We start from the raw sequence: 23,703 nt of genomic DNA on the forward strand, positions 1-23,703 counted from the left end.
ATTTGCTACATTCACTATCATCCAATATAGACAAATGATTTTGTTTCTATAAGATATGTGTTTTTAGTTAAGAACACTAGACTTAACTGAACTCTAAAAGACATTTTTATTAATTTTTCTCCAAACTTTAAGCAATAAAACGGCAAAAATAAAAACTCCTAAAGTTGCACAAAAAGCATTTTTATACTCTCCGTAAATCCAAAAACCTGTAGTAAACAAACATCCGTAAATCACAAAACACCCCAAAATCATTGCTAAAATCCCCTGTGGTAAATTTGCTCCCTCTTTTTCTTTTACCAATTGTATAGAATTACTAGATGCTTTTGTTACTATTGATTTCCATCCTTTTCCCCCTGGTTGAATTTTAGCATAAAAATCATATAGAACTTTATCTGATTCTGGTTTTGTACAATACGTAACCGTGATCCAAACTATTGTTGTTAATAGTACAATTAAAGGGTATTTAGCCCAAACAGGAAACAATCCACTATTTATATCAAATAAATAGTGATCTACTATTGTTTGATTTAATGTAATAGATATAATTCCAGACGATACCATCGCAGATATTTCGCTCCATGCATTAATTCGCCACCAAAACCATCTTAACAAAAACAACAGCCCTGTTCCTGCACCAAACATTAAAAACAAGGAGAATAGTTGCATGGCATCTGTAAGTTGCAGTGCTAATAAAGAACTTAGCACCATTAAAACTACCGTGGTAACTCTCCCTACTAGCACCAACTTTTTTTCAGATGCATTGGGTGCTATTTTTTGCTTGTAAAAATCGTTAACTACGTAAGAGGCTCCCCAATTTAAATGTGTAGAAATAGTACTCATATAAGCAGCTACTAAAGATGCCAACACCAAACCTAACAATCCGCTAGGTAATTTTGTTAACATGGCTGAATATGCTAAATCATGCCCTAATTTATCATTACTAATATTAGGAAAATCTGCTTTTATACTTGCCAAATCTGGATATACTACTAAAGAAGCTAAAGCCACAATAATCCATGGCCAAGGCCTAAGTGCAAAATACATAATATTAAAAAAGAAGGTCGCTCCTATTGCATGATTTTGATTTTTAGCAGCCAACATTCTTTGTGCAATATAACCGCCACCTCCAGGTTCTGCTCCAGGATACCAAGAACTCCACCACTGAACCGCTAAAGGAATAATTAGAATCGTAATAAACGAATTTGTATCGGAAAAATCTGGAATAAAAGATGTTTTGTTGATTACATTTTTGTGAGTTAACAAATTATCTAAACCTCCTATTTCTGGCAAACTAACAATATAAAAAGCAGCTGCTATAGCACCTATCATCGCAACAAAAAACAATAAAAAATCGGTGTAAACAACTCCTCTAAACCCACCAAAAGCACTAAATACCACCGTAATTAAACCGGCACTAACAATAATTTGCCAAGGCTCTAAGCCCAACATTACTTGTCCAATCTTTATGGCTGCTAGAGTTACTCCCGCCATGGCCAACACATTAAATACTACTCCTAAATAAATAGATCTAAATCCTCTTAAAAAGCGAGCTGGTTTACCTCCGTATCTTAATTCGTAAAACTCTATATCTGTATTAACGTTAGACTTTCTCCAAAGTTTAGCATACACAAATACGGTTAACAAACCCGTGAGTAAGAAAGCCCACCAAACCCAATTCCCAGAAACACCGTTTTGTCTAACAATATCTGTAACCAAATTGGGTGTATCTGTAGAAAAAGTTGTTGCCACCATAGACAAGCCTAACAACCACCAAGGCATATTTTTTCCAGACAAAAAGAATTCTGAAGAGTTTTTTCCTGATTTTTTAGAAACTAATATTCCTATCAGCAATGTAATTAGAAAAAAGAATCCTATTAAAATATAATCTAGTGTACTTAATACTACCATTCAAAAAAAGCTAAAATTTGTTATTTTTTAAATGTAAAAACAAATTGCCTGTTTTTATAGAAAACAGGCAATTTAAATTAAAGATTATATCTTTTGTACAAAATCATTATTCAATTTTTAACAATTCTTTTTTTGCTGCTTTTTTCTCCAAGTCTTCGTACATTTTTTTATACATATTCAATCGTTTCTTTTGATAATCTCCTGATTGCAAATAAATATTTGACTTATTATTCTGATTCCAATCATTCCAAAGCTTAGCCATTTCTGCTCTCTTCTTTGGGTTTTTACTAATAATATCTATAGATTCAAAAGGATCCTTTTTCATGTCAAACAACTCTGGTTTTGCTGTTTTTTTATTCAACTTTAAAAACTTTGTATCTGGTGTTCTTACTCCCCAAGCAGTTCCATCTTGCATTCTCCAATAAAGAGCTTCGTGTGGAGATCCTTTTTGTTTTCCTGTTAAATAGGGAATTAAATTTTTTCCTTCTAAAGCATGTCCAGATACATCTCCTTTTCCTAAAGCAACTGATGTAGCGGCAATATCTAAAGCAGATACCAATCCATCAAATTCTTTTATTTTAAAATTTCCATTTGGCCAATGTAAAAAGAAAGGTACGTGGCAACCTCCTTCATACATACTTCCTTTTCCTTCTCTAAAGTTTCCGTTGCTTGCAAATTTTTCTCCGTTTTTTCTTGGACCACCATTATCCGACAAAAAGAAAATTAAGGTATTGTCATATTTTCCTGTTCTTTTCAACTCTTCTATCACAATTCCAACTCCCTGGTCTAATTCATCAATCATTGCGGCATAAGTTCTTCTTTTTTTATCTTTTATATGACTGTATTTTTCAATAGTTTCTTTAGGTGCTTCTAAAGGTAAGTGCGGAGCGTTATAAGCTAAGTACAAACAAAAAGGTTTTTCTGAGTTTTTAATAAACTTAGCTGCATCTTTACTTAAAGCTGTCGTTAAATATTCATTAAACTCTCCTGCTTGATCATTTCTGATTAATGGCCAATAACTTCCTTCATTTGCACTGTAATGAGGTTTGCCGTTTTTAGGATTGATTAAAGGCATATGAGTTTTTACATTTTTTGGAAAATAAGAATGTCCTCCAGATAAAAATCCATAAAAATAATCAAACCCTCTGTTGTTAGGATGAAATGTATCAGACCCTCCTAAATGCCATTTTCCAATTGCTCCTGTATTATATCCTGATTGATGTAAACGTTTGGCAAAAGTTTGTTCTGACAAAGGCAAACCATTGTACATATCAAACTGAGAATTGGTTAAATTAATTTCCAAACCAAAACGGGCTTGGTAACGTCCTGTAACTAAACCTGCTCTAGAAGGCCCACAATAAGGATGTGTTACATAACCATTATTAAAAACCACTCCGTTGTTTGCCAGTTTATCAATATTAGGAGTAAAAATTTCTTTAGATCCCGTAAATCCTAAATCTCCATAACCTAAATCATCTGCTAAAATCACCAATACATTTGGCTTTTCTTGTGCTTTACTTGTTTGGATTGATACTACTGTTAACAACCCAATTATTAGTTTTTTATACAAACTCATATACTTGTTCTTATTTATATTACAGACCAAAAAAACATTTTTTTTGACAAGATTTATATCTTATATGAGTTTCTGTTGATTACAAATGATTCTAATCTCTCTTATTTATTACAAAAATTTTAAACCACTCAAAACTTTTATCTTCTATACATTAGAATTCATATTGGTATATATATCTACTTTGGGTTTTTCAGTACCTCTAGCATTTTTAATCTCTATTTTCCAAGCAGATTTTAATTCTTTAAGCACGTTTTTATACTCAGCATTGTCTATTAAATTTTGAGTTTCATTAGGATCTTCTGTTAAATGATACAATTCTTCATACACTGGTTTTTCACCATAAATAGGACCTTCAACAAAACTTCTATACACTGCAAATTGACTAGGATGCACTTCATAAAGCATAATTCTTTGCGAAATATTAAACTGTCTTGCTAATTTTGCTTTTTCTATGGCAGAAACATTATTATTTTGATAGTAACGAATGTATTTCCACTCTTTTGTCTGTACAGACTCACATCTAGGATTTCCAAAAGTGGTAGACCATAAATTTTCTGTGTATAAGTAATCACGTACTTTAAACGGCTTATCGTTTACAAAACCAGATAAATCTTTTCCTTGCATTGCTGATGAAATTTTTACTCCTCCCAATGATAAAATAGTTGGAGCAATATCTATGGTTTGAACCAAAGCATCACTTGTGATTCCTTTTCTCTGCATAGGATTGTAAATAAACAAAGGCACATGAGTTGTTTTTTCATAACAAAAAGCTTTTCCCCCTAGTCCATACTCTCCCATAAACAATCCATGGTCTGAAGTAAAAATGATAATGGTGTTTTTGTCTAGTTTTAGTTTTTTTAATTTTTTTCTAAGCTGCCCCACCAATCTATCAATCCCTGTTATGCATTGTAGTTGTCTAATATAACGTTCGCGTAATGTTTCTGGAACATCTACATAATCATATCCTGTTTGACGATCTTTTGTATGATGAATCTCAGCAGGAAGCTTAGGTGTTTTAATGTCTGCTTTTGCTATATAATTTTTGGGCAAAGGAATTTCTACATCCCTATAAAGACTACGATAAATTTCATCATCCTCAGGTCGCTGTTTCATCGTACTTGTAGTGGCTCCATGCGGTATATTAAACATTAAGTTTAACAAAAATGGTTTGTCTTTTGGGCGACTGTCTAAAAAACTTATCGCTCCTTTCAGTCTTCTGGCATTTGGGTCCAAGAACTGATTCACACCTTCTTCTAAGATTTCTACTTGCGTATTTGCAATTGCATCTTTGTAAATAGCTCTTTTTTCTTTTGGATAAAAATAAACACCTCCGTGACTTGCATACCAATAATCATAACTTTTTTCTACCAAGCCACTCTCGTACCCGTTTTTACCTATAGGAGAATGATTTTTTCCTATATAGGCAGTATAATAACCCGCATTACGCATTAGTACAGGATAGGATTCTGACCATGCTTCTTTAGAAACAGAAGTTGCTGAATTAAAGTTTACGCTATGTTTACGTTCAAATTGACCTAACAATATAGAAACTCTACTGGGAGTACAAATAGCACTTGATACATGTGCATTTGTAAAAAACACACTTTTTTTAGCTAGTATATCTAAATTGGGAGTTTGTATTATTTTGTTTCCAGTATACCCCATCATTCCATAAGACTGATCATCTGTAAGAATAAAGATAATGTTTGGTCTTTTGTTTTTCTGAGCAAGCAATTTACTTGGAAGTATCATAAAGAAAAACAGTGATGCTAATAATACTTTTGCTTTCATTTGAAATGTTATTTTTTATTTTTATGAAATCCCATTGGAGAACTTGCATAAGAATTAGCCAATTCTTTTACTTTATTAGGATTTGTTTTTGCAAGATTTACAAGTTCTGTGGGGTCCTTTTTTATATTATACAATTCCCATTTACTACCATTCATTTGTACAATTTTAAAATCACCACTTCTAAACATTCTATAGTTTCTAATTCCCGAAATAAAATAATCAGGCTCTTTACGCTCTTTCCCTTTAAAAATTGGTAACAAAGAGCTTCCGTGTAAAGGAATGGTAGTATGACCATTTATAGATTTTGGATACTCTATACCTAAAACATCTAAAAAGGTTGGAGCAATATCTACAATATGTGCAACTTGATCGGTAATTGTATTCGGTTTTATTTTATTTGGCCAGTGAGCAATAAACGGAGTATGACTTCCCCCTTCATGCCCTGCTTGTTTAAACTGTCTAAAAGGAGTATTTCCTAAATTAGCCCATGTAGTACGCAAACTCCAATAAGAATTAGCAGGTCCTGGCTCAACATCTTTTACTCTGTTAGTGTAAAAAGGACAAGATCCGTTGTCATTTAAAAATAAAACCAAGGTATTTTCTAGTTTTCCTTCTTTTTCTAGTTTATCTAAAACCCTACCAATATTTTGATCCATTCGATCTACAATAGCAGCATAAACCGCCATTTCTAAATCTAGAGAATCCTTTTTTTCTTCTGATAAATTTTCCCAAGGATAATAGTCTGTATATTCCTTAACCAAAGGTCCTCGTTTTGTGTTTAAATTATTTTCGGGCGGACTTAATTTTAAATCTTTAGAAACAACACCTAATTTTTGCATTTTTTTGTAACGCTCTGCACGTAACTTATCCCAACCTTTTTTATATTTTCCTCTGTATTTTTTAATATCCTCAGGTCTTGCTTGCAAAGGATAATGTGCTGCATGATACGGTAAATACAGAAAAAAAGGTTTGTCTTCTTTTTTAAAAGATTCATCCAACCAATTTAAAGCGTAATCTGTAATAAAATCTGTTTTGTATAACGGAGAAATTTCATGTTCTATTTCACTTGGATTTAATTTTTTAGTCCCTAAATAAAAAGGCTTAGAATACTGACCCGATGGTGGTACAAAATATTCTGTTGTTGCCCAAAAATGTAACGACTTATCAAAAGCATTTTCTGCTCTACAATATTTAGGAACCCAATTATTAAAATGTTCTTTACCACTCATAAGAGTTGTATAACCTGCTTTTTTTGCTAGATTCGCTATATGAACAGCCCCATTCCCTCCTGTATACAAACCTGTTAACATACTAGACCTTGTTGCGGCACATTTAGCCATGTTGTAAAATGTTTTAAACCGCAATCCTCCATGAGCCAACCTGTCAATATTGGGAGTTTCTATTTCTCCTCCATAGGCACCAATATCAGAAAAACCAATATCATCTCCCATAATTAAAACAATATTAGGCTTTTGTTCTTTTTTTTGACCAAAACTAATTACTGTATTTAAAGAAAACAGAAGTAGTATTAAAAACGGAAGGTTTCTTTTTTTCATGAACATTCTCTTATTGTTTTTTAATTTTTTCAGGTCTTTTCCCGGTTTTAAACCATTCCACCAATTGTAAATATTTTTTAGTTCTTGCTTCTCCTTCATAACTGTCAAAAACATCTCCGTTTTCAAACATTCTAGGATCTTCCTGTCTTTTTAATTCGGCAAATAATTCTTTATGTAGTTTGTTTTTTAACTTTTTATATTTAGAATTTGATGCTAAATTATGTAGACATTCTGGATCTTTCTTTAAATCGTACAATTCTTCTTGTGGTCTTTTTCCGTAACACAGTTGATATGGCAAACTAGTATGAGGTAAATTTTTAGTATATTTTTTAGTAGGACTCATATCTGTATCTCTATAATCTGCATCTGGAGTACCACTTGGCCATCTTTCTGGGTGAAAATTATAGGAATACACAAAGTCTTTATTATGAATACTACGCACAGGATATCCCCAACCATTAGGTCTACTTGGATCATTTCTTTCTCTACCTGTAATTACGTTATTTCTAGAAGAATTAGCTTGGTTGTTAAAAATATCCAATAAACTTTTCCCTTCAATTTTTATCATTCCACTTCCCTCTTCTTTCACATTTGTGATTTCAAAAATTGTAGGAGCAATGTCTGTAAAACTAGCAAACTCATTTACAACTCTACCTGGTTTTACAATGTGCTTTGGCCATGTTACTGCAAATGGCACTCGTGTAGCAAAATCAAAAGGATGTCCTTTGTATCTAGGAAATGGCATTCCGTTGTCTGAAGTAACAATAATAATTGTATTATCTAGTTCCCCTAAACGATCTAGGTGATCTAATATTTTACCCAAGTGATTGTCATAATGTTCCACCTCAACAGCATAATCTAAAATATCGTGTTTTACATCTTCTGAATCTCCCCAAAATGTAGGTAAAAAATCTACATCTGATATTTTTTTTCCATTCTTAATACCCGATTTAAACTGATAACTCCTGTGGGGTTCTTTACAACCATACCAAAAGAAAAACGGAGTGTCCTTCGGTTTTTGATCCATAAAAACTTTAAAATTTTCAGCATAATCAATTTTATTAATTCCCGCAGCAGGAACATTTTTGTTTTTAATTTTATTGTATTCTTTTCCTGTAAGTTCTCTTTTCTTTCCTTTTTCAAACATCCCAGGTCCCCAGCCTTTTCCTGTAAAACCAGTTTGGTATCCATTTTCGCCCAAAACCTCTATAAAACTTTTAAATTTATCGGGCCAAACAGGAGTTAAATTTGCAGCATTTTCAATCTGCCAAGGATTCCTTCCTGTAACCACAACAGCTCTTGACGGAGAACATTTACTACTAGGCGTAAACATATTGTTAAAAAGTAATCCCTGACTCGCTATTTTATCAAAATTAGGAGTTTGTAAAAATTTGTAGCCATAAGCACTTGCATGCGACATGTCATCTGCAATTGCAAACAAAACATTAGGTCTTTTGGATTGTGCTATTGCTAATTGGCTAACTAATAATGCTAGAACAAATAAATTATTAAATATTTTTTTCATCTTAAAATCTGATTTATATGTTAGATAATGTTGATACTCCATCTTTTCGCAATTCTAAAAATTTCTTTTTCATTTCAATTATTTTATCCTTGTATTCTTCTTTATCTTTTAAGTTTTCTGATGACTTTTCATAAATATCGTCAGAAAGATTATAGAAGCCTATAACTTTTAAATCGTTAAAAACATCTCTTTTGGTTACAGACATAACCAGTTTCCAATTTCCCTTTCTAATGGCATAATAGGCTCCTTTTCCTTTTTGAGCTTGGTGCATTAGATAAGTATGAATTGGTTTGTTAGAATCACCTCTTAAAACAGGAAGCAAATTGGCGGCATCTAAAACATTTTTTCTATCAATGGTAACATTAGCTATCGCAGCAATTGTAGGTACAATATCATGCCCAACAACAATAATATCTGACTCTGTGTTGGGTTTAATCTGTCCTGGCCAAACTGCTGTAAACGGGATTCTATGCCCTCCCTCATAAATAGAACCTTTAAACCCATTTAAACCATTACTAGAATCATGACCCGCTTTACTTAAAAGAGGACTGTATTTACTGTTAGGCAAACCTCCATTGTCTGATGTAAATATGATTAATGTATTATTGTATAAATTATTTTTCTTTAAAGCAACCACCATCATTCCTACTTGTACGTCTAATTCTTTAATCATATCTCCATGATTACCAAAAGTGGCACCCGCTATTTTTTCTCCGTTTAATTTTTGAGATGGAGTATGAGGTACATGCACAGCTTGACTACAATAATATAAGAAAAAAGGCTGCTTACTATTCGTTTGTTTGTTTAGGTAAGCGACAGCATTGTTTGCCAAGATAGGCCCTGCTAAGGCAGGATCCCAATTAGAATCACCAACACTTCCTCCTTTTTTTCTTTTGTTTTCATCAAAATATTTTAATTGTTCAAATGGAATTTTTGTGATTTTAGAATCCTCTTTCAACTTCATAAATTTTCCATTTTCATAAAAAGCGTAAGGAACATTCTGAATTCCTTCAGGAAGTGCAATGGAATAATCGAAGCCATAATAACTAGCTCCTTTGGTTATGTTGTTATAGGTTTGAATTGTTTTAGGTTTCGAGTCCCAATCTCCACCTAAGCCCCATTTACCAAAAAAGGCTGTTTTGTAGCCACCTTGTTTAGCAATTCTTCCTACTGTGGTAAAATTAGGTTCAATTCCAGCATCTCTATCAGGTCCCCAAACTCCCCAAGGCCCTTTTTTGTTTCGATAAGAAAAATTTCCTGTCATCATAGAAAAACGCGTAGGAGCACATAATGATGCTGGTGAATGTGCATCAGAAAAACGCATTCCTTGATTTATCAGCTTGTCAATATTTGGAGTAGGGACTACCGGTTTTTTACCTGTACGTTGGGTGTGATAATAACCAATATCTCCCACACCAATATCATCAGCCATAATAACTAATATATTGGGTTTGTTCTGCGCGTTTATATTGCTAGTTACTACAATAAACAGCAATAATATTTTGATTTTATGTATAGATATTTTCATGTTACTTTTTTATTTTTTTTCTGATGACACGTTCTGCCCAGTTATTCCATTTATCGATCATTGTAATAAGTCTTTCAGGTTCCTTTAAAGCCAAATCATTTAATTCTGTAGGATCATCTTTTAAATTATACAACTCCCATTTTTTTCTATTTCTATCTCTTGAATACGCAATTTTCCAATCTCCTTTTCTGTAAGCTTTATTGGTGCCATGCTCCACAAACCACTCATCTCTATTTAAGTGTTTGTTTTTTAAAACAGGAACTAAACTCAATCCTTCCATAGATTGAATTTTATTGTTATTATAGATTTTAGGATAATTCCCGTTGGTCACATCTATTATAGTTGGCATTACATCAATAATGCTTGCTACTTCTTTTTTAATGATATTTTTATCTTTAAAACCATTTGGCCAGTGCATAATAAATGGAGTTGCAACTCCGCCTTGATGCCCAGATTTTTTATATTTTCTATAAGGGGTATTGCTTAAATTAGCCCAAGCACCTCCATAACTCATATAAGTTGATGCAGGTCCTGATAGTACACCTGGAATATTTCCTTTGGATACTTTTTTTCCGTCTAATGTTTTTGTAACCTCTTTAGTATTCACCCATTTTTCTACACCTTTTAATTGTTCATCACAACCTCCATTATCCGATAAGAATATAATTAGTGTATTATTTAAAGCTTTATTTTTTTCTAGTTTGTTTAAAATTCGTCCAATACCTTGGTCCATATTATCAATTTGAGCAGCATAAGTCATCATTCGTTGCAACTCCCATTCTTTATTTTCAATAGTATTCCATGCTTTTGCGTTTGGATTTCTAGGACTTAATTTTGTGTTTTTAGGAACAATTCCCAATTTTATCATTCTAGTCAAGCGTTCTTCCCGTAAAATATCCCACCCTTTGTTGTAGGTGCCTTTGTGTTTTTTGATGTCTTTTTCCAAAGCATGTAAAGGCCAATGAGGAGCTGTGTAGGCAACATAAAAGAAAAAAGGTTGGTTTTTCTTTTCTTGATAATGCTTGTTCAAAAAACTTACAGTAGAGTCTGAAATAGCATCTGTATAATAAAAATTATCACTAGGTTTTAAAACAACATCTTTGTTATTATAGGTTAAAGTATGAGGTTCAAAATAGCTACCGGCACCCGTTATGGTTCCAAAGAAATTGTCAAACCCACGTTGGTTAGGCCAACTATGTATATCGTCTTTTGTTTTTGAATCGGAAACATGCCATTTCCCTGTCATGTAGGTTGCATAACCATTCGTTTTTAAAACCTCAGCAATAGTTACTGAAGTATTATTTAAGTCTCCATGACCATGACCAACCATTCCGCCAACACCTGCCTGATGTGGATACAATCCCGTTAAAATAGAAGCTCTTGTAGGGCAACATCTCGCATTGTTGTAGAATTGACTAAAACGAACTCCATTTTTTGCCAACTTATCTAAATTAGGAGTTTTTACTTCACCTCCATAGCAACCAATGTCTGAAAACCCCATATCATCTGCCATTATTAAGAGAACATTGGGCTGTTTTTGTGCATTTATTTGACTTGTTATGAAACAGAATACAGCTAGAGTTTTAAGAAATATATTTTTAAGCATTCTTATATCGCTTTTAAGCTTAATCATTTGGATTTACCATATTCTTCCAATCTGGATATACTACTCTTTCCTTGGCTCTTCTCCCTCCAATAACTGTTGGAGCAGGAGGTGCTAAATCAAGAACTTTTTGAAGTTCTTTTTTTGCTTTATTTGCTCCTAAATTATTTGTTTCTAGTTTTAAATCGTGTTTTTCATGTAGGTCATTCTGGATGTTATAAAATGCTCCGTTTTTATATAGTTTATACGTTTGATTTCTTATAAATTGAACCCCTTCAAATTTTCCCCAATACGGTTGATATTGCCAAAAAACCCAATCACGAGGATTCCCTTTTTTATTTTCAAGTTGCGGTAAAAAACTGCGACCATCAATTGGATCTGTATCATTTAGTTTAATCTTTGCTGCATCAGCAATGGTTGTATAAAAATCAGTAAAATCAATTAAATCTTCACTAACTTTTCCTGCAGGTGTGTGTCCTTTCCAATAAGTTACCAAAGGAACATGTGTACCCATATCTACTGTTTTACCTTTGGCCCCTCTAATATTTTCTCCCTTCCATTTAGAAGTTATAGAAGCGGTTCCGTTATCAGAAGTGAACATGATTATGGTATTATCAAGCTGTCCAACAGCTTCAACTTTGGCAACAATTTTACCCACTATTTTATCTAAATAATTGACCATTGCTACATAATTCTCTTTTTTTAACTTTTGGTCTTTCGGTGTTTTGTTAGCCGCTTGAGTTCTATCTCCATTTCCTACAGAATCTGGTGTAGGAACAAATGGACTATGTACCAAAACGGTGGGATAGTACACGAAAAAAGGTTCATTTTTATTGGTTTCAATAAAATCACACACAAAATCAGACATGATGTCGGGACCGTATTTTCCTTTGTTATCTTCTATAGTTAAAAATTTTCCGTTTTTTAGTAAAGGAGGACTCCAAAAGCGTTCTCCACCATTTTTTCCTGTTTTTTCGGTAGTTACTTGCCATAAACAAGACTCATCAAATCCTGCTTTGTAAGGTCTTGATTTATCTAGTGAGCCGGGTAAATTATTATACAATCCATTCAATTGCCATTTTCCTGCAATGGCTGTTTTATAGCCATTATCTCTCATTAAGTTTCCGAATGTTTTGTCTTTTGGATTCAAATATCCAAAATGCGTGTAATTTCTAAAATTATATTGCCCCGTCATGATCTTTACTCGTGATGGTGTGCAAATAGGCATAGAATAACAGTGATTGAATTTTAGTCCCTTTGAAGCTAAAGCATCAATATTAGGTGTTTTATAATCTTTGGCACCATAGGTTCCAAAGCAGTTCCAGCTTACATCATCTGCCATAATTAAAATGATGTTTGGTTTCTTTTGCGCTATTGAAATCGTTAGAAAAAACATTGCTAAGATTGACCCGTATAGGTTTCTGTTTCTCATTGTTATTTGTTTTTAATTACAGGAATCGTACTATCAAAATTTTCCATTTTAGAAATCAATTCTTGTGCTTTTTCGGGATTCTTATCCATCAAGTTTTTTGACTCTGAAATATCTTCATTTAAATTAAAAAGTTTATCGACTAAGTCATCTCCTTTGGGTTTGTACCAGCGTGCTTTTCTGTATCCTTTTATTAAATATTTCCAATCTCCTTGTCGAATTCCATCAATTTTTGTGGAGTTAGATCCGTAGAAATACATTTCTTTTCTTGGAGATTTTTTGTCTTTTGATTTTATAAAATCAGTAAGATCATAGCCATCATAAATACGATCGTTGGGTATTGTTATTCCTGTATAATTTGCTATGGTTGGAAAAACATCCAATGAAGAAACTATTTCATCACTTACAAGATTTGCTTTAATTTCTTTGGGAGCCCAAAAAATAGCAGGGACACGTTGACCACCTTCGTATGTTTCAAATTTTCTTCCTTTTAAAGGTTTTGCAGAACCATGACTGTTGGGTCCGTTATCAGAAGTAAAAATGACCAATGTGTTTTTATCTAAGCCGTTTTCTTTTAAAGCTTTAAAAACCTCTCCAACACTCCAATCAATTTCTGCAATTGCATCGTAATAAGGTGTAGACCCGCTAATTCCTTTAAATTTATCACCTACAAAAATAGGAACATGTGGAAAAGAATGTGCGAAGTATAAGAAGAATGGTTTCTCTTTATTTTTTTTGATAAACGAAACAGCTTCTTTGGTATAACGCTCTGTTAAAGTGGTTTGATTTGTAGGATATTCAACAATTTCATTATTTCTTAACAAAGGAGCTTTGTCTTTTAATTCATTCTTATATTTTTTATCTCCGCTGTCTACTTTTTGAATATCTGACTGCATCATTTCTAAGGTATATCCATCATTTAGCACCACGTTTGGCGAAATATCAATTCCGGATGCAATAGACATATTATTGCTGTACGGAATTCCGTAATAAGAGTCAAACCCCTGATTGAGTGGCAAATATTTTTTAGCATGACCCAAATGCCATTTCCCAACCAATGCCGTTGCATAGTTTTTTTCTTTTAACAATTCTGCAATGGTAATTTCTTTTGGAGAAAGTCCTTTTTCATTTTTTTTAGGAAATAACACTCCTGGAATCCCTACACGTTTAGGCATTCTACCTGTTAACAAAGCCGCTCTAGAAGGAGAACAAACAGAAGAAGCAACATAAAAACTTGTCAGTTTCATCCCTTCCTTAGCCATTTGGTCAATATTGGGTGTTTTTACTTTGTTTGAACCAAAGCAGCTTAGATCTTCATATCCTTGATCATCTGTAAAAATAACAATTACATTTTTTTGTTGTGATTGCATTCTCTGTCCAAAACCAATGGCTAAAACAATAAAAGCTATCGATTTAATTCCCTTTTTTATATAATTCTTCATTATTTCTATTTTAAAATGATTTTATAAACAATTGCAGCTTCACCATATTTAGGCATTTTTTTAGGAGAAGTAACTTGGAGTCCTGTACTCGTTTTTTTCCATTGGATACGTTCTCTACTTCCTAAAACTTTAACCGATTTAATTTTTAAATCTTTGGCTTTTCCCGCAAAAGTATTTAGCGTGATTTCTTTTTTAGAACCTGGCCATCCTAATTGAATTGCATACACTGTATTTCCATTTTTTGTATATCGAATATCTTGATCATTTAAATCCTGAAGACCAGCTTTAATTGCTCCGTAAGCATTCCAATCATCATTAGGGTTTCTTACCAATTTTGTTGGACCCTGTCCGAATTCTACAAACGGACGTGTGTTGTATATGGCTTCTCCATATGCTCCTAACCAGTTTCCAATTCCCTCCATAGCTGCCACTTGCTCTTCAGGAATAATTCCTTCTGCCATTGGAGCTGCTGCTAAAATCATAACTCCATTTTTACTTACCACTTCTGCTAAAATTCGAATGGCTTTTTTCGGATTGATTGCGGTTCTTTTGTCTTTATTGTATCCCCAAGAACTTCCTAACTGAAAATCTGTTACCCATACAAATGGAGTAATATCTTCCATAGTTGCTCTTTCTAAATTAACGATAGCCAAATCCGTAGGAAAAAAATCTCCTTTGGTATTTACAACAACCTCTTTGTTTAAAGCTGCAGCTTTGTTAAAATAGTTTGCTAAAAATTGTTGTCTATAATTTTCATCAACATAACCTTGTGCAAAATCCATCCAAATATAATCTGGACAATATTCAGCAATGACTTCATTTAATTTTTCCAACCAAATATCACATTCTTCTTTATAAGAAGTGTTTCCGTACAAAATATTATATTTACCACCTTGAGGATATTCTAGGTCTTTATAAACCGCAATATGTTCTGAGACTGGACGTAACACTGAATTTTCTTTTTTAGGAAAAAATAGCATGTGAAAACCATGATGAAACGTAGTCATAAATTTTAAATCGCGTTTTTTAACCTCTGTAGCAATTTCTTTCACCACATCAATTTTTGGCCCCATATCTTTAGAGTTCCAAGGGTTTACTTTACTTTCCCAAAGAGAAAAGCCATCGTGATGTTCTGCAATGGTTCCAATAAATTTAGCTCCCATATGTTCAAATTTATCAACCCATTCTTTCGCACTAAATTGTTCCCCTTTCCATTCAGGAATAAAATCATGGTATTGTTTTTCTCTACCATAAGTTTTTGTATGATAATCGTAAATATCTTTTCCCCAATTTTTTCTACGGTTTTTGTCATACATAAAACGACCATACCATTCGTTACCATTTGCCGGCACGTTGTAAACTCCCCAATGAAAATATACACCTAGCTTAGCATCTGAAAACCAATCTGGAGCGGGATTGTGTTTATTTAAACTTTGCCAATTTGGTTTAAAATTTTCTTGTGCGTTTGATAGCGATACTGTTGCTGTTACTGCAATTAGAAATCCTATAATTTTGTATTTCATTAGATGTTATCGTTTTATAGTTCGTGTTTTTTCTTTTTATTCATAAAATTTAATCCCCATTTTATTTTTTACCAAAGGGCTTATTTTTTTCTCTTTTAAATCTGTAGGGTTGTAATTTAGTTCTAATTCTAAAGGAAGAATATAAGCCAGAGATGACCATCCAAAAAACGGATTCATCCCTAAACCTTCTCCTGTTTCTGCATTAAAAAATTCTCTAGTTGCTTTATTTCCCAGGACCATATTGTAAGTTTTTAAGGCAATTTGTTTTGCTAGAGATGTATAGCCATAATCTAACAAACCATGACAAATCATATAATTTGTAGGAATCCACGTAGACCCTTTCCAATTACATCCTTTTTGTCCTTGATAATTTTGACGATAATCTGGTTCTGTTAAAGCATAACTAGGTATTGGATATGTTGTCCAAAACTCTTTAGGATTTTTTAAATGCTCTTCTACCATTCTTTTTACTTGATTTTTTGATGCAATTCCAGCCCATATAGGCGTAAATCCAGAAACTGATTTTACAAACGTAGTTTCACCATTCTCTTCGTTTCTATCGTAATAAAAACCAGTACTATCATCCCAAAGGTATTTATTGATCATTTTTTTTAGTTTACCGGCATGCAAACGATAAGCTTTGGCTTCTTTTGTTTTACCAATTTCATCAGCAATAATTGCAATTGCCTCTAGCTCTCTTACCAAATAGCAATTTAAATCTACACCTTCACTTTTTCCTAGAGTTCTTGTGTTTTGGTTGTCCATACCGCTATGATCTGCAGCACCAGACCAACTCCCTTTTTGGATTCCAGACCAATAAGCCAATCCGTTATTGTCTGTGTCATACTCAAACCAATGTTTTAAATACAGTTGAATTTGATGATAATTTTTTTCTGCCCACTTAAAATTACCAACTTGCCTAGAACCTAACAAAACAATTTGTGCCACAAATGGTTTAAAATGGTGTGTGTTTCCAAAGTTTTTGGGTCCAAAAGAGCGTTTTATAAATCCATCTGGATCTTGTACCGCAAAAAACCCTTCTAAATTATCAAAGTTATATTTTGAGACTCCGTAATAAGACATGTAAATATTTTCAAAATATAAGTCCCAATCGTAAAACTGCATATAACTATATCCCGTTAATAATTTTTTGTGCGTGTACAGCGTATCTAAAAGAATACCGTGTTTACTAATATTGTTATTTAATTCTCGTAACCTTGTTTTTAAAACAATAGAATTTGAATTAAACGCGACATCCTTTGGGGCTATGTATTTTTTTTGAGCCGTTAAGTTAATCGCAATAAAGAAAACCAAGACCGTTTTTATAATATTCATCGTCATTTTTTTACAATCATGAGATAAAAGTAAAGATGCCTGTCTTAAAAGCAACTTAATAAAAAATTATAAAACAGCTTAACAACTACTTAACCAACCACTTAATTAAAAACATAAAATACTACAAAACAACACATTAAATTTTTTGAAAAAAATATTAACATTAAGGTTTTCTTCCATAAAAAAATCTTTTGTGTTTGTATTTTAAGTAATAAATCTATTAATTTTTATTGCTTTTGATTAAGTTTGATACTTTATAGTCTCTATAGAATTTAATTTGTTTTATGCACTCAAAAAGTAACATCAACTTTACACCTACTTTTCTAAAGCTCATTTTTTTGTGTTTTACAATCAATATTTTTGGACAAAGCATAAGCGATCAATCTTTTGCTATTGCCGAATTTTCTGATTCAGAAAGTGTTGAAGCTATTTTTAAAAACAAACACACCCATGAAAACTTTGGAATGTCTATTGAATTAATTCAAAAAGATTCTTTACTAACCTTAAAACTTAAGAACGGAGATTTTCTTTTTTCTAATTTTTTAACACTCTTAAAAACAAAATTAAAGCAAGACAAAACAGAAACATTTCCTTTGTTTTTAAAATTTAACGGAGATGATTCTATAGTAGAATACTATCTAAAAAAATCGGGATTATTAAATCTTGTTTTTTACCAACCCAAAGGAGAAAGATGGCCGTCTGTAGCGGATATTTTACGAAACAAAAAACAGCTTCTTATTTTTAAAGAAACCACTGGTAAAACTACTTTTCTTAACAATTCAACAAACCATATTCTTAACCTTTCTGATTTTATAAAAAATAAAGCAACCGCTATTGGATTAAACAATGAATTTTTAAAAATTACGCGTTTTACTACTAAAGAATTAGCTACCAAAAACACCCCTAAAGATTGGAATAGTATTAGTGCAAATCCATTTGCTATTCGGTACTTAATGAGTAAATGGAAAATTACAGGAAAACATCCTAATTTTATTTTTTACTCTCACCAAAAGCATGCATCAACCATTTATTTTTTAACCAAGTTATTAAATGAAACTCCTTATATTAAAGGGAAAGTGATTGATGAAAATAGTATTGTAAATGAATTAAATTGGATACATCATAAAAAATCTTTAACAGGTGGGTATTTTAATTTCCCTTATTATAGGGGAGGTAAATTTATACTACACCCCTTAAAAGAAGGTATTGAATTTAATCCCAATACCCTAACCATATCTAAAACAGAACTTAATAAAAACATTGTTTTTAAGTCTAAAAAACTAGACATTTCAAATGGATTAACTGGGTTTTATAAGTTTGACAATAACTTAGAAAATCAAATAAAAAAAGAAAAACTAGCACAAAACACTCCTCTATATGTAAATGACAAAAACAAAGGAAGTGTTCTGAAAATTGAAAAACAGAACGTAATTCAATTAAATACATCAGACAATTATGATATTGTAAATTCTAGCTTTTCTATGGCTATAGATTTTAAATACAGTCCTGTTGCGACACATCATAATTACGCTATTTTAGGAAGTAATGAAGAAGGTTTTAGAAAAGGATTGCACATCAATTTATTGCACGGAAAACTAACTTTTGGATTTTATACAAACGACACCAAACTTGATTATTATGTAGAACCCAACGAATGGCATAAACTGGTCGTTACTTATAATATTTATACGCAAACCCAAAGTATTTATTTAAATGGTGAGCTCATCGGTTCTTCTAACAATCATGCCTCTTATATTGGTACCTCTCACCTTTTATTAGGGCACAGCATAAAACAACAAAACTACTTTACAGGATATGTAGACAACTTACATATATGGAACAGAACACTAAGTCCTAACGAAATAAAATGGTTAAATAGTAATGCTATAACCATTTTAAAAACCACAAAAGAAACCCATCGCTATTTATTTTTAATCCCAATTTTTGTACTACTATTTTCTGGTTTTATTTGGATGTATTTTAAACGTAAAAAAAACAACTCTATTATTGAGATTCCCCTAAGAAAAAGTGAACCTCAAAAAGAAAACACCATATACTTATTTGGTCATTTTAGGTTATTAGTGGCTAACGGAGTTGACTTATCTGATCGTTTTTCTCCTAAAATAAAAGAATTATTTTTATTGATTTTATTACGAACCTTAAAAAATAATAAAGGAATTAGCACTCGTGAACTTACCGATATTTTATGGGAAGGCTTCCCCCCTTCTAAAGCTGCTAACAACAGAGGAGTTTCTTTTAATGTTTTAAAAAAAACACTGAAAGATGCAAAAGGAATTACTGTTGTTTATGAAAATAAATTATGGAAGGTTAACTTAGAAAAGCACATTTTTGTAGATTATGAATGGGTATTAGATTTTATAAAATCTAAAAAAACAAACTATCCCCTTTTATTTGATATTGTAAAAAAAGGAGAGTTTTTAACAGATGCCAAAACCGATTGGTTATTAAAAGAAAAATCTAATTTAAATTTTGATCTCTTAGACCTTTTAATCCTATATGCAAAGGAAGAGTTTAAGTACAAAAAGGATTCTAAAGTAATAGAAATAACCAACTATATACAGCTAATAGACGAACTAAACATACAAGCACTATATTACCAATTACATTGTTTATCTAAACTAGGAAGTAAAAATAAAGTTATCTTTCTTTTTGATACTTTTTGTGAGAAATACGAGGCAACCAACGCAATCCCTTTTAGCTATACATTAAACGACTTTTTACAAAAAGACATAGATTATTTATGGGAATAGCAGCAACTATTCTATTCTGCTTCCCATATTTTAAGGTTGTCAAACAAAATATCTACTCCTGTAATTGTAGGTCCAAATTTGTTTAATTCTAAATGATTAATTCCTTCCGATTTTAATTGCACTATCATATTATCTACTTTACATTGGAGTATATCTTCTTTTTTAGTAATGATCACATGAAAACAACATTTTTCCTTTTGTTACTACTAAAGCATTTTCCACAATTTGCTGTCCAAACACACTTACAGAGAGTGTGATTAATATTAAACCAATTATTTTTTTCATCTTTTTTAATTATTTTAAATCAGGCAAATATCCTTTATTCATCTTTTTTAACAAAGGCAATAGATTAGTTATAACTTCAGGGTGTTTTGTGGCTATATTTTCTGTTTCATTTGGATCTTTCTGATGATCAAACAACATCATTTCCTGACTTTTTCCATCGTTATAAACAGCGAACCTGTATCTATCTGTTCTTAAACTAACAACATCTCTCCAATAACTTAAAACGGCATCTCTAGTTTTTTTCTTCGGATTGTTTAGTATAGAAACAAAACTTTTACCATCCAATCCTACAGGTTTTGAAACTCCTGCTAATTCACAAATAGTTGGATAAACATCTACAGTAGCTATTAAACTTTCTGTAGCCTTTCCTGCTTTTTTCATCTTATGAGTTTTTACAATCATGGTACTTTTTAATGCGTTTTCAAAAGCACTGTGTTTCCCCCAAATTGTTTGATCTCCTAAATGCCAACCATGGTCTCCCCAAACAACAACAATTGTATTTTTATCTAAGCCTAATTCTTTTAACTTATTTAATACTTTACCTACCTGAGCGTCTACATAACTAACAGAAGCAAAATTGGCATGAATTACTTTTTTAGCATACGCATCTGAAATACGTTTTCTAACACCACCTTTTTCTGGTGAGTAATACTGCCCAAAAAACTCACTACTGGGATGTAAAAATTCATCTGCAACATCTTTTGGAGCATCCGGATTTGGTGATAATGGAATCTCCTTTCTATTGTACAAATCCCAATATTTTTTAGGAGCTGAAAAAGGAAGGTGAGGTCTTAAAAAACCAACGGCCATAAAAAAAGGTTTGTCAGACGTTGCTCTTTTTTCCAATTCTTTTATGGCTAGTTGTGCCAGTCTACCATCAGGATAAGTTTCATCGCTTACCTTTAACATTTCAAACGGAGGTGTTACTTTTTTGTTTCTTTTTGCTCCACTAGCATACATTTGATAACCGTCTTTGTTACTAATAAAAGTATCCCAGCTATAAGGTAATTCATACGCTTTTTTTCGTTTACCACTAATACTATGACTTATTTTTCCCATACCCACAGTATAATATCCATTTTGCTTTAAATGATGAATAAACGTTTCAGGATTTTCTGTTTCAGGTTGATTGGCTAATTTATTTCCTAAATAAGGATGATAAATTTCTTTTTTAGATTTTAAATTTTGTCCTGTTAACATTACAGCTCTAGATGGACCACAAGTGGGTACTTGAGCAAAATGATTTTTAAACAATCGCCCTTTTGCCGCTAAAGCATCTAAATTTGGAGTAATCATATGGTTTAAGCCATAAGCATTTAATTGTGGTCTTAAATCATCTATCGCTATAAATAGTATGTTGGGTTGTTTTTGCTGTGCTTTCATCTCATATGTAGTGAAAGACAGGCATACAAAAAATAAAAAAATCAGTCTTGTTTTCATTTTATGTGTATTTATTATTTGACTTTTGGAAACAATGTCATTCTTAGATAAGTAGCTCCTAACGGAACCAATTCTACCATTTTTCTCTCTTTAGAAAACTCTAATTCTTTTGGAAACACTCCTAAATGTTTAGTCCCGTTAATATTCCAGTTCAATACTTTTTTTACTGGCACATTAATACGCAATGGTGTATGTGCTAAATCCCAAGGATATTGTTCAGTTGTATACTTATTTACGGTAAGATCTTTAATACTTTTAGCATCTAAAGCATAACTCCAATCAGAAGTTGGATACATTAATTTATTAGGAAAATTAACTAACTTAGGATCTCCTATATATGGAAATGTGATGGTTTTATTTTGAACAGGTAATGCGTAAACCAAAGGACCTCTTTCTATTGCAAACCCTTTATTATACTCTCCCCAAGTTGTTATTTTGGTTTCCATAGGAAGTTTTAAAACAATAGTATCTCTATTTTTAAACATTCTGTAAATAGTAACCATTCCATTTACCTTTCTAAACTTTTTTAGTTTTTTCCCATTAATATTTATTTCAGGATTTATACACCAAGCGGGAATACGCACTGTGAAAGAAAACTTATTTTTTTCTTTTAACTCAAATTCAAAATTAATTTGATCTTCAAAAGGATACTTTGTTTCTTGATGGATTTTAATCTCTTGTTTGTCTTTTAGAAACATAAAACTTGAAGCTCCATATAATGCTGCAATAACACCATCATTTTTAGTATTCTTTAACCACATTCTACCTACATAAGCAGGTATCATACGTTGGATGTTTCCGGTACAACATTCTGTATCGTGTCCCGTTCTATAGCACATTCTACCTTGTGCCATGCCTCCCCATTTTTTATCCATGTTAAATTGGTTGGTTTCTTCTGCTGCCACAGGTTGGTTGGGTGCTGAATAATATTGATGTGCTTTAAATTCTTTGTCCAAAGCCCCTAAACCAGCATTAAAAACGGCACGCTCTATTACATCTCCCCAATGTCCATTATTAGTTGCCATTAACACATAACCTACACTCCAAACTAAATCAACAATATCACAAGTTTCATGAGCCATGTCTACAGACTTACCTGCTAAATGCTCTACAGAACTTTGCACTCCATCTACCAAAAAATGATTTTTTTCTAATTTATTAATTGCATTTAAAGTGGCATCTAAATATCTTTTTTCTCCAGTATATAAATATAAAATAGCAGGTAATTTTACTTGTTCTGTAAAACCAACACCATGTCCTTTAGGTATTTCATCAGAGAGCATTCTACCTAATACTCTAGAAGAGTGTTCATTATCTAGTTTATTCTTTTTGTACTCACCCCCTAAACTTGTGTTCCTTATATTGTGCAGACTGCTTTTAGCCAATTCTAATAGTTTTTTATTTCCTGTTTTGTCATATAACCACAAAATAGGTTCTAAACTCATTAACCCACGTCCGTTATTAAATAAGCGAGGTTTTTCAAGAAAATGTTTTGACATTTTAGAAATGATTTCTTGATTTTTAGTTACATCATATTCTGCCATCATTCCTCGGAAATAAACCACTCTTGCCCAATCATCAGCTTTAGGCTGTCCTAAAACACCATGCTCCTGAACGTTATTTAATGTATATGCAAAATTTTTCTGTGCATAACTCACCAAATCCTTATTACCTAGTAAATAACCTGCACGCAAAGAACCGTCTAAAAAATAAGCGGTTTGTTCATAAGGCCACAAATCTTTACCCGCATGCCCTACAGGAATGTGAATATCTTCCATCCACATATTGGTATTGAATGGATATCCTGAAACCGTAGGATTTCCTCCCAATCCGTTTGCTTGTCTTTTTAAAAATTCTTTTATCCATCCTTTAGGGTGAATTTGAGTTAGAGCAACCTCTTTACTTTTTCCGTAATATGTTTGTGCTTTGCTGTTTTGAAACAACAAACAGCATATTACAAAAGAAATATAAAATTGTATTTTTTTCATATT

Annotated in this window: 15 protein-coding genes; 1 reads left to right on the top strand and 14 read right to left on the bottom strand. The window is 32.2% G+C overall.

Going from position 1 to position 23,703, the window contains the following annotated elements; all coding sequences use genetic code 11:
• Positions 1–93 precede the first annotated feature (93 nt).
• The 11 genes from FHR24_RS11830 to FHR24_RS11880 form a co-directional block, all read right to left on the bottom strand.
• Positions 94–1,908 carry a sodium:solute symporter family protein gene (locus FHR24_RS11830; protein ID WP_167188925.1) on the bottom strand — a complete coding sequence of 605 codons (1,815 nt, stop codon included), beginning with the start codon at positions 1,906–1,908 and terminating at the stop codon, positions 94–96.
• A 106-nt stretch (positions 1,909–2,014) separates the two neighbouring features.
• Complete coding sequence (locus tag FHR24_RS11835) at positions 2,015–3,484, bottom strand: sulfatase family protein (protein WP_167188928.1); 1,470 nt, start codon at positions 3,482–3,484, stop codon at positions 2,015–2,017.
• A gap of 144 nt (positions 3,485–3,628) precedes the next feature.
• Positions 3,629–5,275, bottom strand: a complete 1,647-nt coding sequence (locus FHR24_RS11840; RefSeq protein WP_167188931.1) for a sulfatase-like hydrolase/transferase — start codon at positions 5,273–5,275, stop codon at positions 3,629–3,631.
• Positions 5,276–5,283: 8 nt separating this feature from the next.
• Positions 5,284–6,831 carry an arylsulfatase gene (locus tag FHR24_RS11845; protein ID WP_167188934.1) on the bottom strand — a complete coding sequence of 516 codons (1,548 nt, stop codon included), beginning with the start codon at positions 6,829–6,831 and terminating at the stop codon, positions 5,284–5,286.
• 10 nt (positions 6,832–6,841) lie between these two features.
• Entirely contained in the window at positions 6,842–8,356 is a 1,515-nt protein-coding gene (locus FHR24_RS11850) for a sulfatase family protein (RefSeq protein WP_167188937.1), read from the bottom strand.
• A gap of 13 nt (positions 8,357–8,369) precedes the next feature.
• Positions 8,370–9,884 (bottom strand): sulfatase family protein, encoded by a 1,515-nt coding sequence (locus FHR24_RS11855; RefSeq protein WP_167188940.1) that lies wholly within the window; start codon positions 9,882–9,884, stop codon positions 8,370–8,372.
• 1 nt (position 9,885) lies between these two features.
• Positions 9,886–11,397 (bottom strand): arylsulfatase, encoded by a 1,512-nt coding sequence (locus FHR24_RS11860; RefSeq protein ID WP_208412343.1) that lies wholly within the window; start codon positions 11,395–11,397, stop codon positions 9,886–9,888.
• Positions 11,398–11,509: 112 nt separating this feature from the next.
• Positions 11,510–12,919 carry a sulfatase-like hydrolase/transferase gene (locus tag FHR24_RS11865; RefSeq protein ID WP_167188946.1) on the bottom strand — a complete coding sequence of 470 codons (1,410 nt, stop codon included), beginning with the start codon at positions 12,917–12,919 and terminating at the stop codon, positions 11,510–11,512.
• Between the two features lie 2 nt (positions 12,920–12,921).
• On the bottom strand, positions 12,922–14,358 hold the full coding sequence (locus FHR24_RS11870) for a sulfatase family protein (protein ID WP_208412344.1): 1,437 nt from the start codon (positions 14,356–14,358) through the stop codon (positions 12,922–12,924).
• A 5-nt stretch (positions 14,359–14,363) separates the two neighbouring features.
• Entirely contained in the window at positions 14,364–15,881 is a 1,518-nt protein-coding gene (locus FHR24_RS11875; protein WP_167188949.1) for an alpha-L-fucosidase, read from the bottom strand.
• 36 nt (positions 15,882–15,917) lie between these two features.
• Positions 15,918–17,216 (bottom strand): MGH1-like glycoside hydrolase domain-containing protein, encoded by a 1,299-nt coding sequence (locus tag FHR24_RS11880; protein ID WP_167188952.1) that lies wholly within the window; start codon positions 17,214–17,216, stop codon positions 15,918–15,920.
• A gap of 338 nt (positions 17,217–17,554) precedes the next feature.
• Here FHR24_RS11880 and FHR24_RS11885 point away from each other — a divergent pair, with 338 nt between their 5' ends.
• Positions 17,555–19,987 (top strand): LamG domain-containing protein, encoded by a 2,433-nt coding sequence (locus FHR24_RS11885; RefSeq protein WP_167188956.1) that lies wholly within the window; start codon positions 17,555–17,557, stop codon positions 19,985–19,987.
• A gap of 162 nt (positions 19,988–20,149) precedes the next feature.
• Here the strand turns inward: FHR24_RS11885 and FHR24_RS15730 are convergent, their stop codons facing one another.
• From FHR24_RS15730 to FHR24_RS11895, 3 genes are all read right to left on the bottom strand, one after another.
• Positions 20,150–20,272, bottom strand: coding sequence for a hypothetical protein (locus FHR24_RS15730; RefSeq protein WP_262886528.1), 123 nt, complete (start codon positions 20,270–20,272; stop codon positions 20,150–20,152).
• Between the two features lie 9 nt (positions 20,273–20,281).
• Positions 20,282–21,655, bottom strand: a complete 1,374-nt coding sequence (locus FHR24_RS11890) for a sulfatase (RefSeq protein WP_167188958.1) — start codon at positions 21,653–21,655, stop codon at positions 20,282–20,284.
• A 71-nt stretch (positions 21,656–21,726) separates the two neighbouring features.
• Entirely contained in the window at positions 21,727–23,700 is a 1,974-nt protein-coding gene (locus tag FHR24_RS11895; protein ID WP_167188961.1) for a beta-L-arabinofuranosidase domain-containing protein, read from the bottom strand.
• Positions 23,701–23,703: the final 3 nt, after the last annotated feature.

This window comes from Wenyingzhuangia heitensis (assembly GCF_011762155.1).
Taxonomy (GTDB): domain Bacteria; phylum Bacteroidota; class Bacteroidia; order Flavobacteriales; family Flavobacteriaceae; genus Wenyingzhuangia; species Wenyingzhuangia heitensis.

Excerpts from the sequence above, each read along its gene's own strand:
- FHR24_RS11865 (WP_167188946.1), bottom strand. The coding sequence starts at position 12,919 with ATGAGAAACAGAAACCTATACGGGTCAATCTTAGCAATGTTTTTTCTA.
- FHR24_RS11880 (WP_167188952.1), bottom strand. The coding sequence starts at position 17,216 with ATGAATATTATAAAAACGGTCTTGGTTTTCTTTATTGCGATTAACTTA.
- FHR24_RS11835 (WP_167188928.1), bottom strand. The coding sequence starts at position 3,484 with ATGAGTTTGTATAAAAAACTAATAATTGGGTTGTTAACAGTAGTATCA.
- FHR24_RS11875 (WP_167188949.1), bottom strand. The coding sequence starts at position 15,881 with ATGAAATACAAAATTATAGGATTTCTAATTGCAGTAACAGCAACAGTA.
- FHR24_RS11840 (WP_167188931.1), bottom strand. The coding sequence starts at position 5,275 with ATGAAAGCAAAAGTATTATTAGCATCACTGTTTTTCTTTATGATACTT.
- FHR24_RS11890 (WP_167188958.1), bottom strand. The coding sequence starts at position 21,655 with ATGAAAGCACAGCAAAAACAACCCAACATACTATTTATAGCGATAGAT.
- FHR24_RS11845 (WP_167188934.1), bottom strand. The coding sequence starts at position 6,831 with ATGAAAAAAAGAAACCTTCCGTTTTTAATACTACTTCTGTTTTCTTTA.
- FHR24_RS11850 (WP_167188937.1), bottom strand. The coding sequence starts at position 8,356 with ATGAAAAAAATATTTAATAATTTATTTGTTCTAGCATTATTAGTTAGC.
- FHR24_RS15730 (WP_262886528.1), bottom strand. The coding sequence starts at position 20,272 with ATGAAAAAAATAATTGGTTTAATATTAATCACACTCTCTGTAAGTGTG.
- FHR24_RS11830 (WP_167188925.1), bottom strand. The coding sequence starts at position 1,908 with ATGGTAGTATTAAGTACACTAGATTATATTTTAATAGGATTCTTTTTT.
- FHR24_RS11870 (WP_208412344.1), bottom strand. The coding sequence starts at position 14,358 with ATGAAGAATTATATAAAAAAGGGAATTAAATCGATAGCTTTTATTGTT.
- FHR24_RS11895 (WP_167188961.1), bottom strand. The coding sequence starts at position 23,700 with ATGAAAAAAATACAATTTTATATTTCTTTTGTAATATGCTGTTTGTTG.
- FHR24_RS11860 (WP_208412343.1), bottom strand. The coding sequence starts at position 11,397 with ATGGCAGATGATATGGGGTTTTCAGACATTGGTTGCTATGGAGGTGAA.
- FHR24_RS11855 (WP_167188940.1), bottom strand. The coding sequence starts at position 9,884 with ATGAAAATATCTATACATAAAATCAAAATATTATTGCTGTTTATTGTA.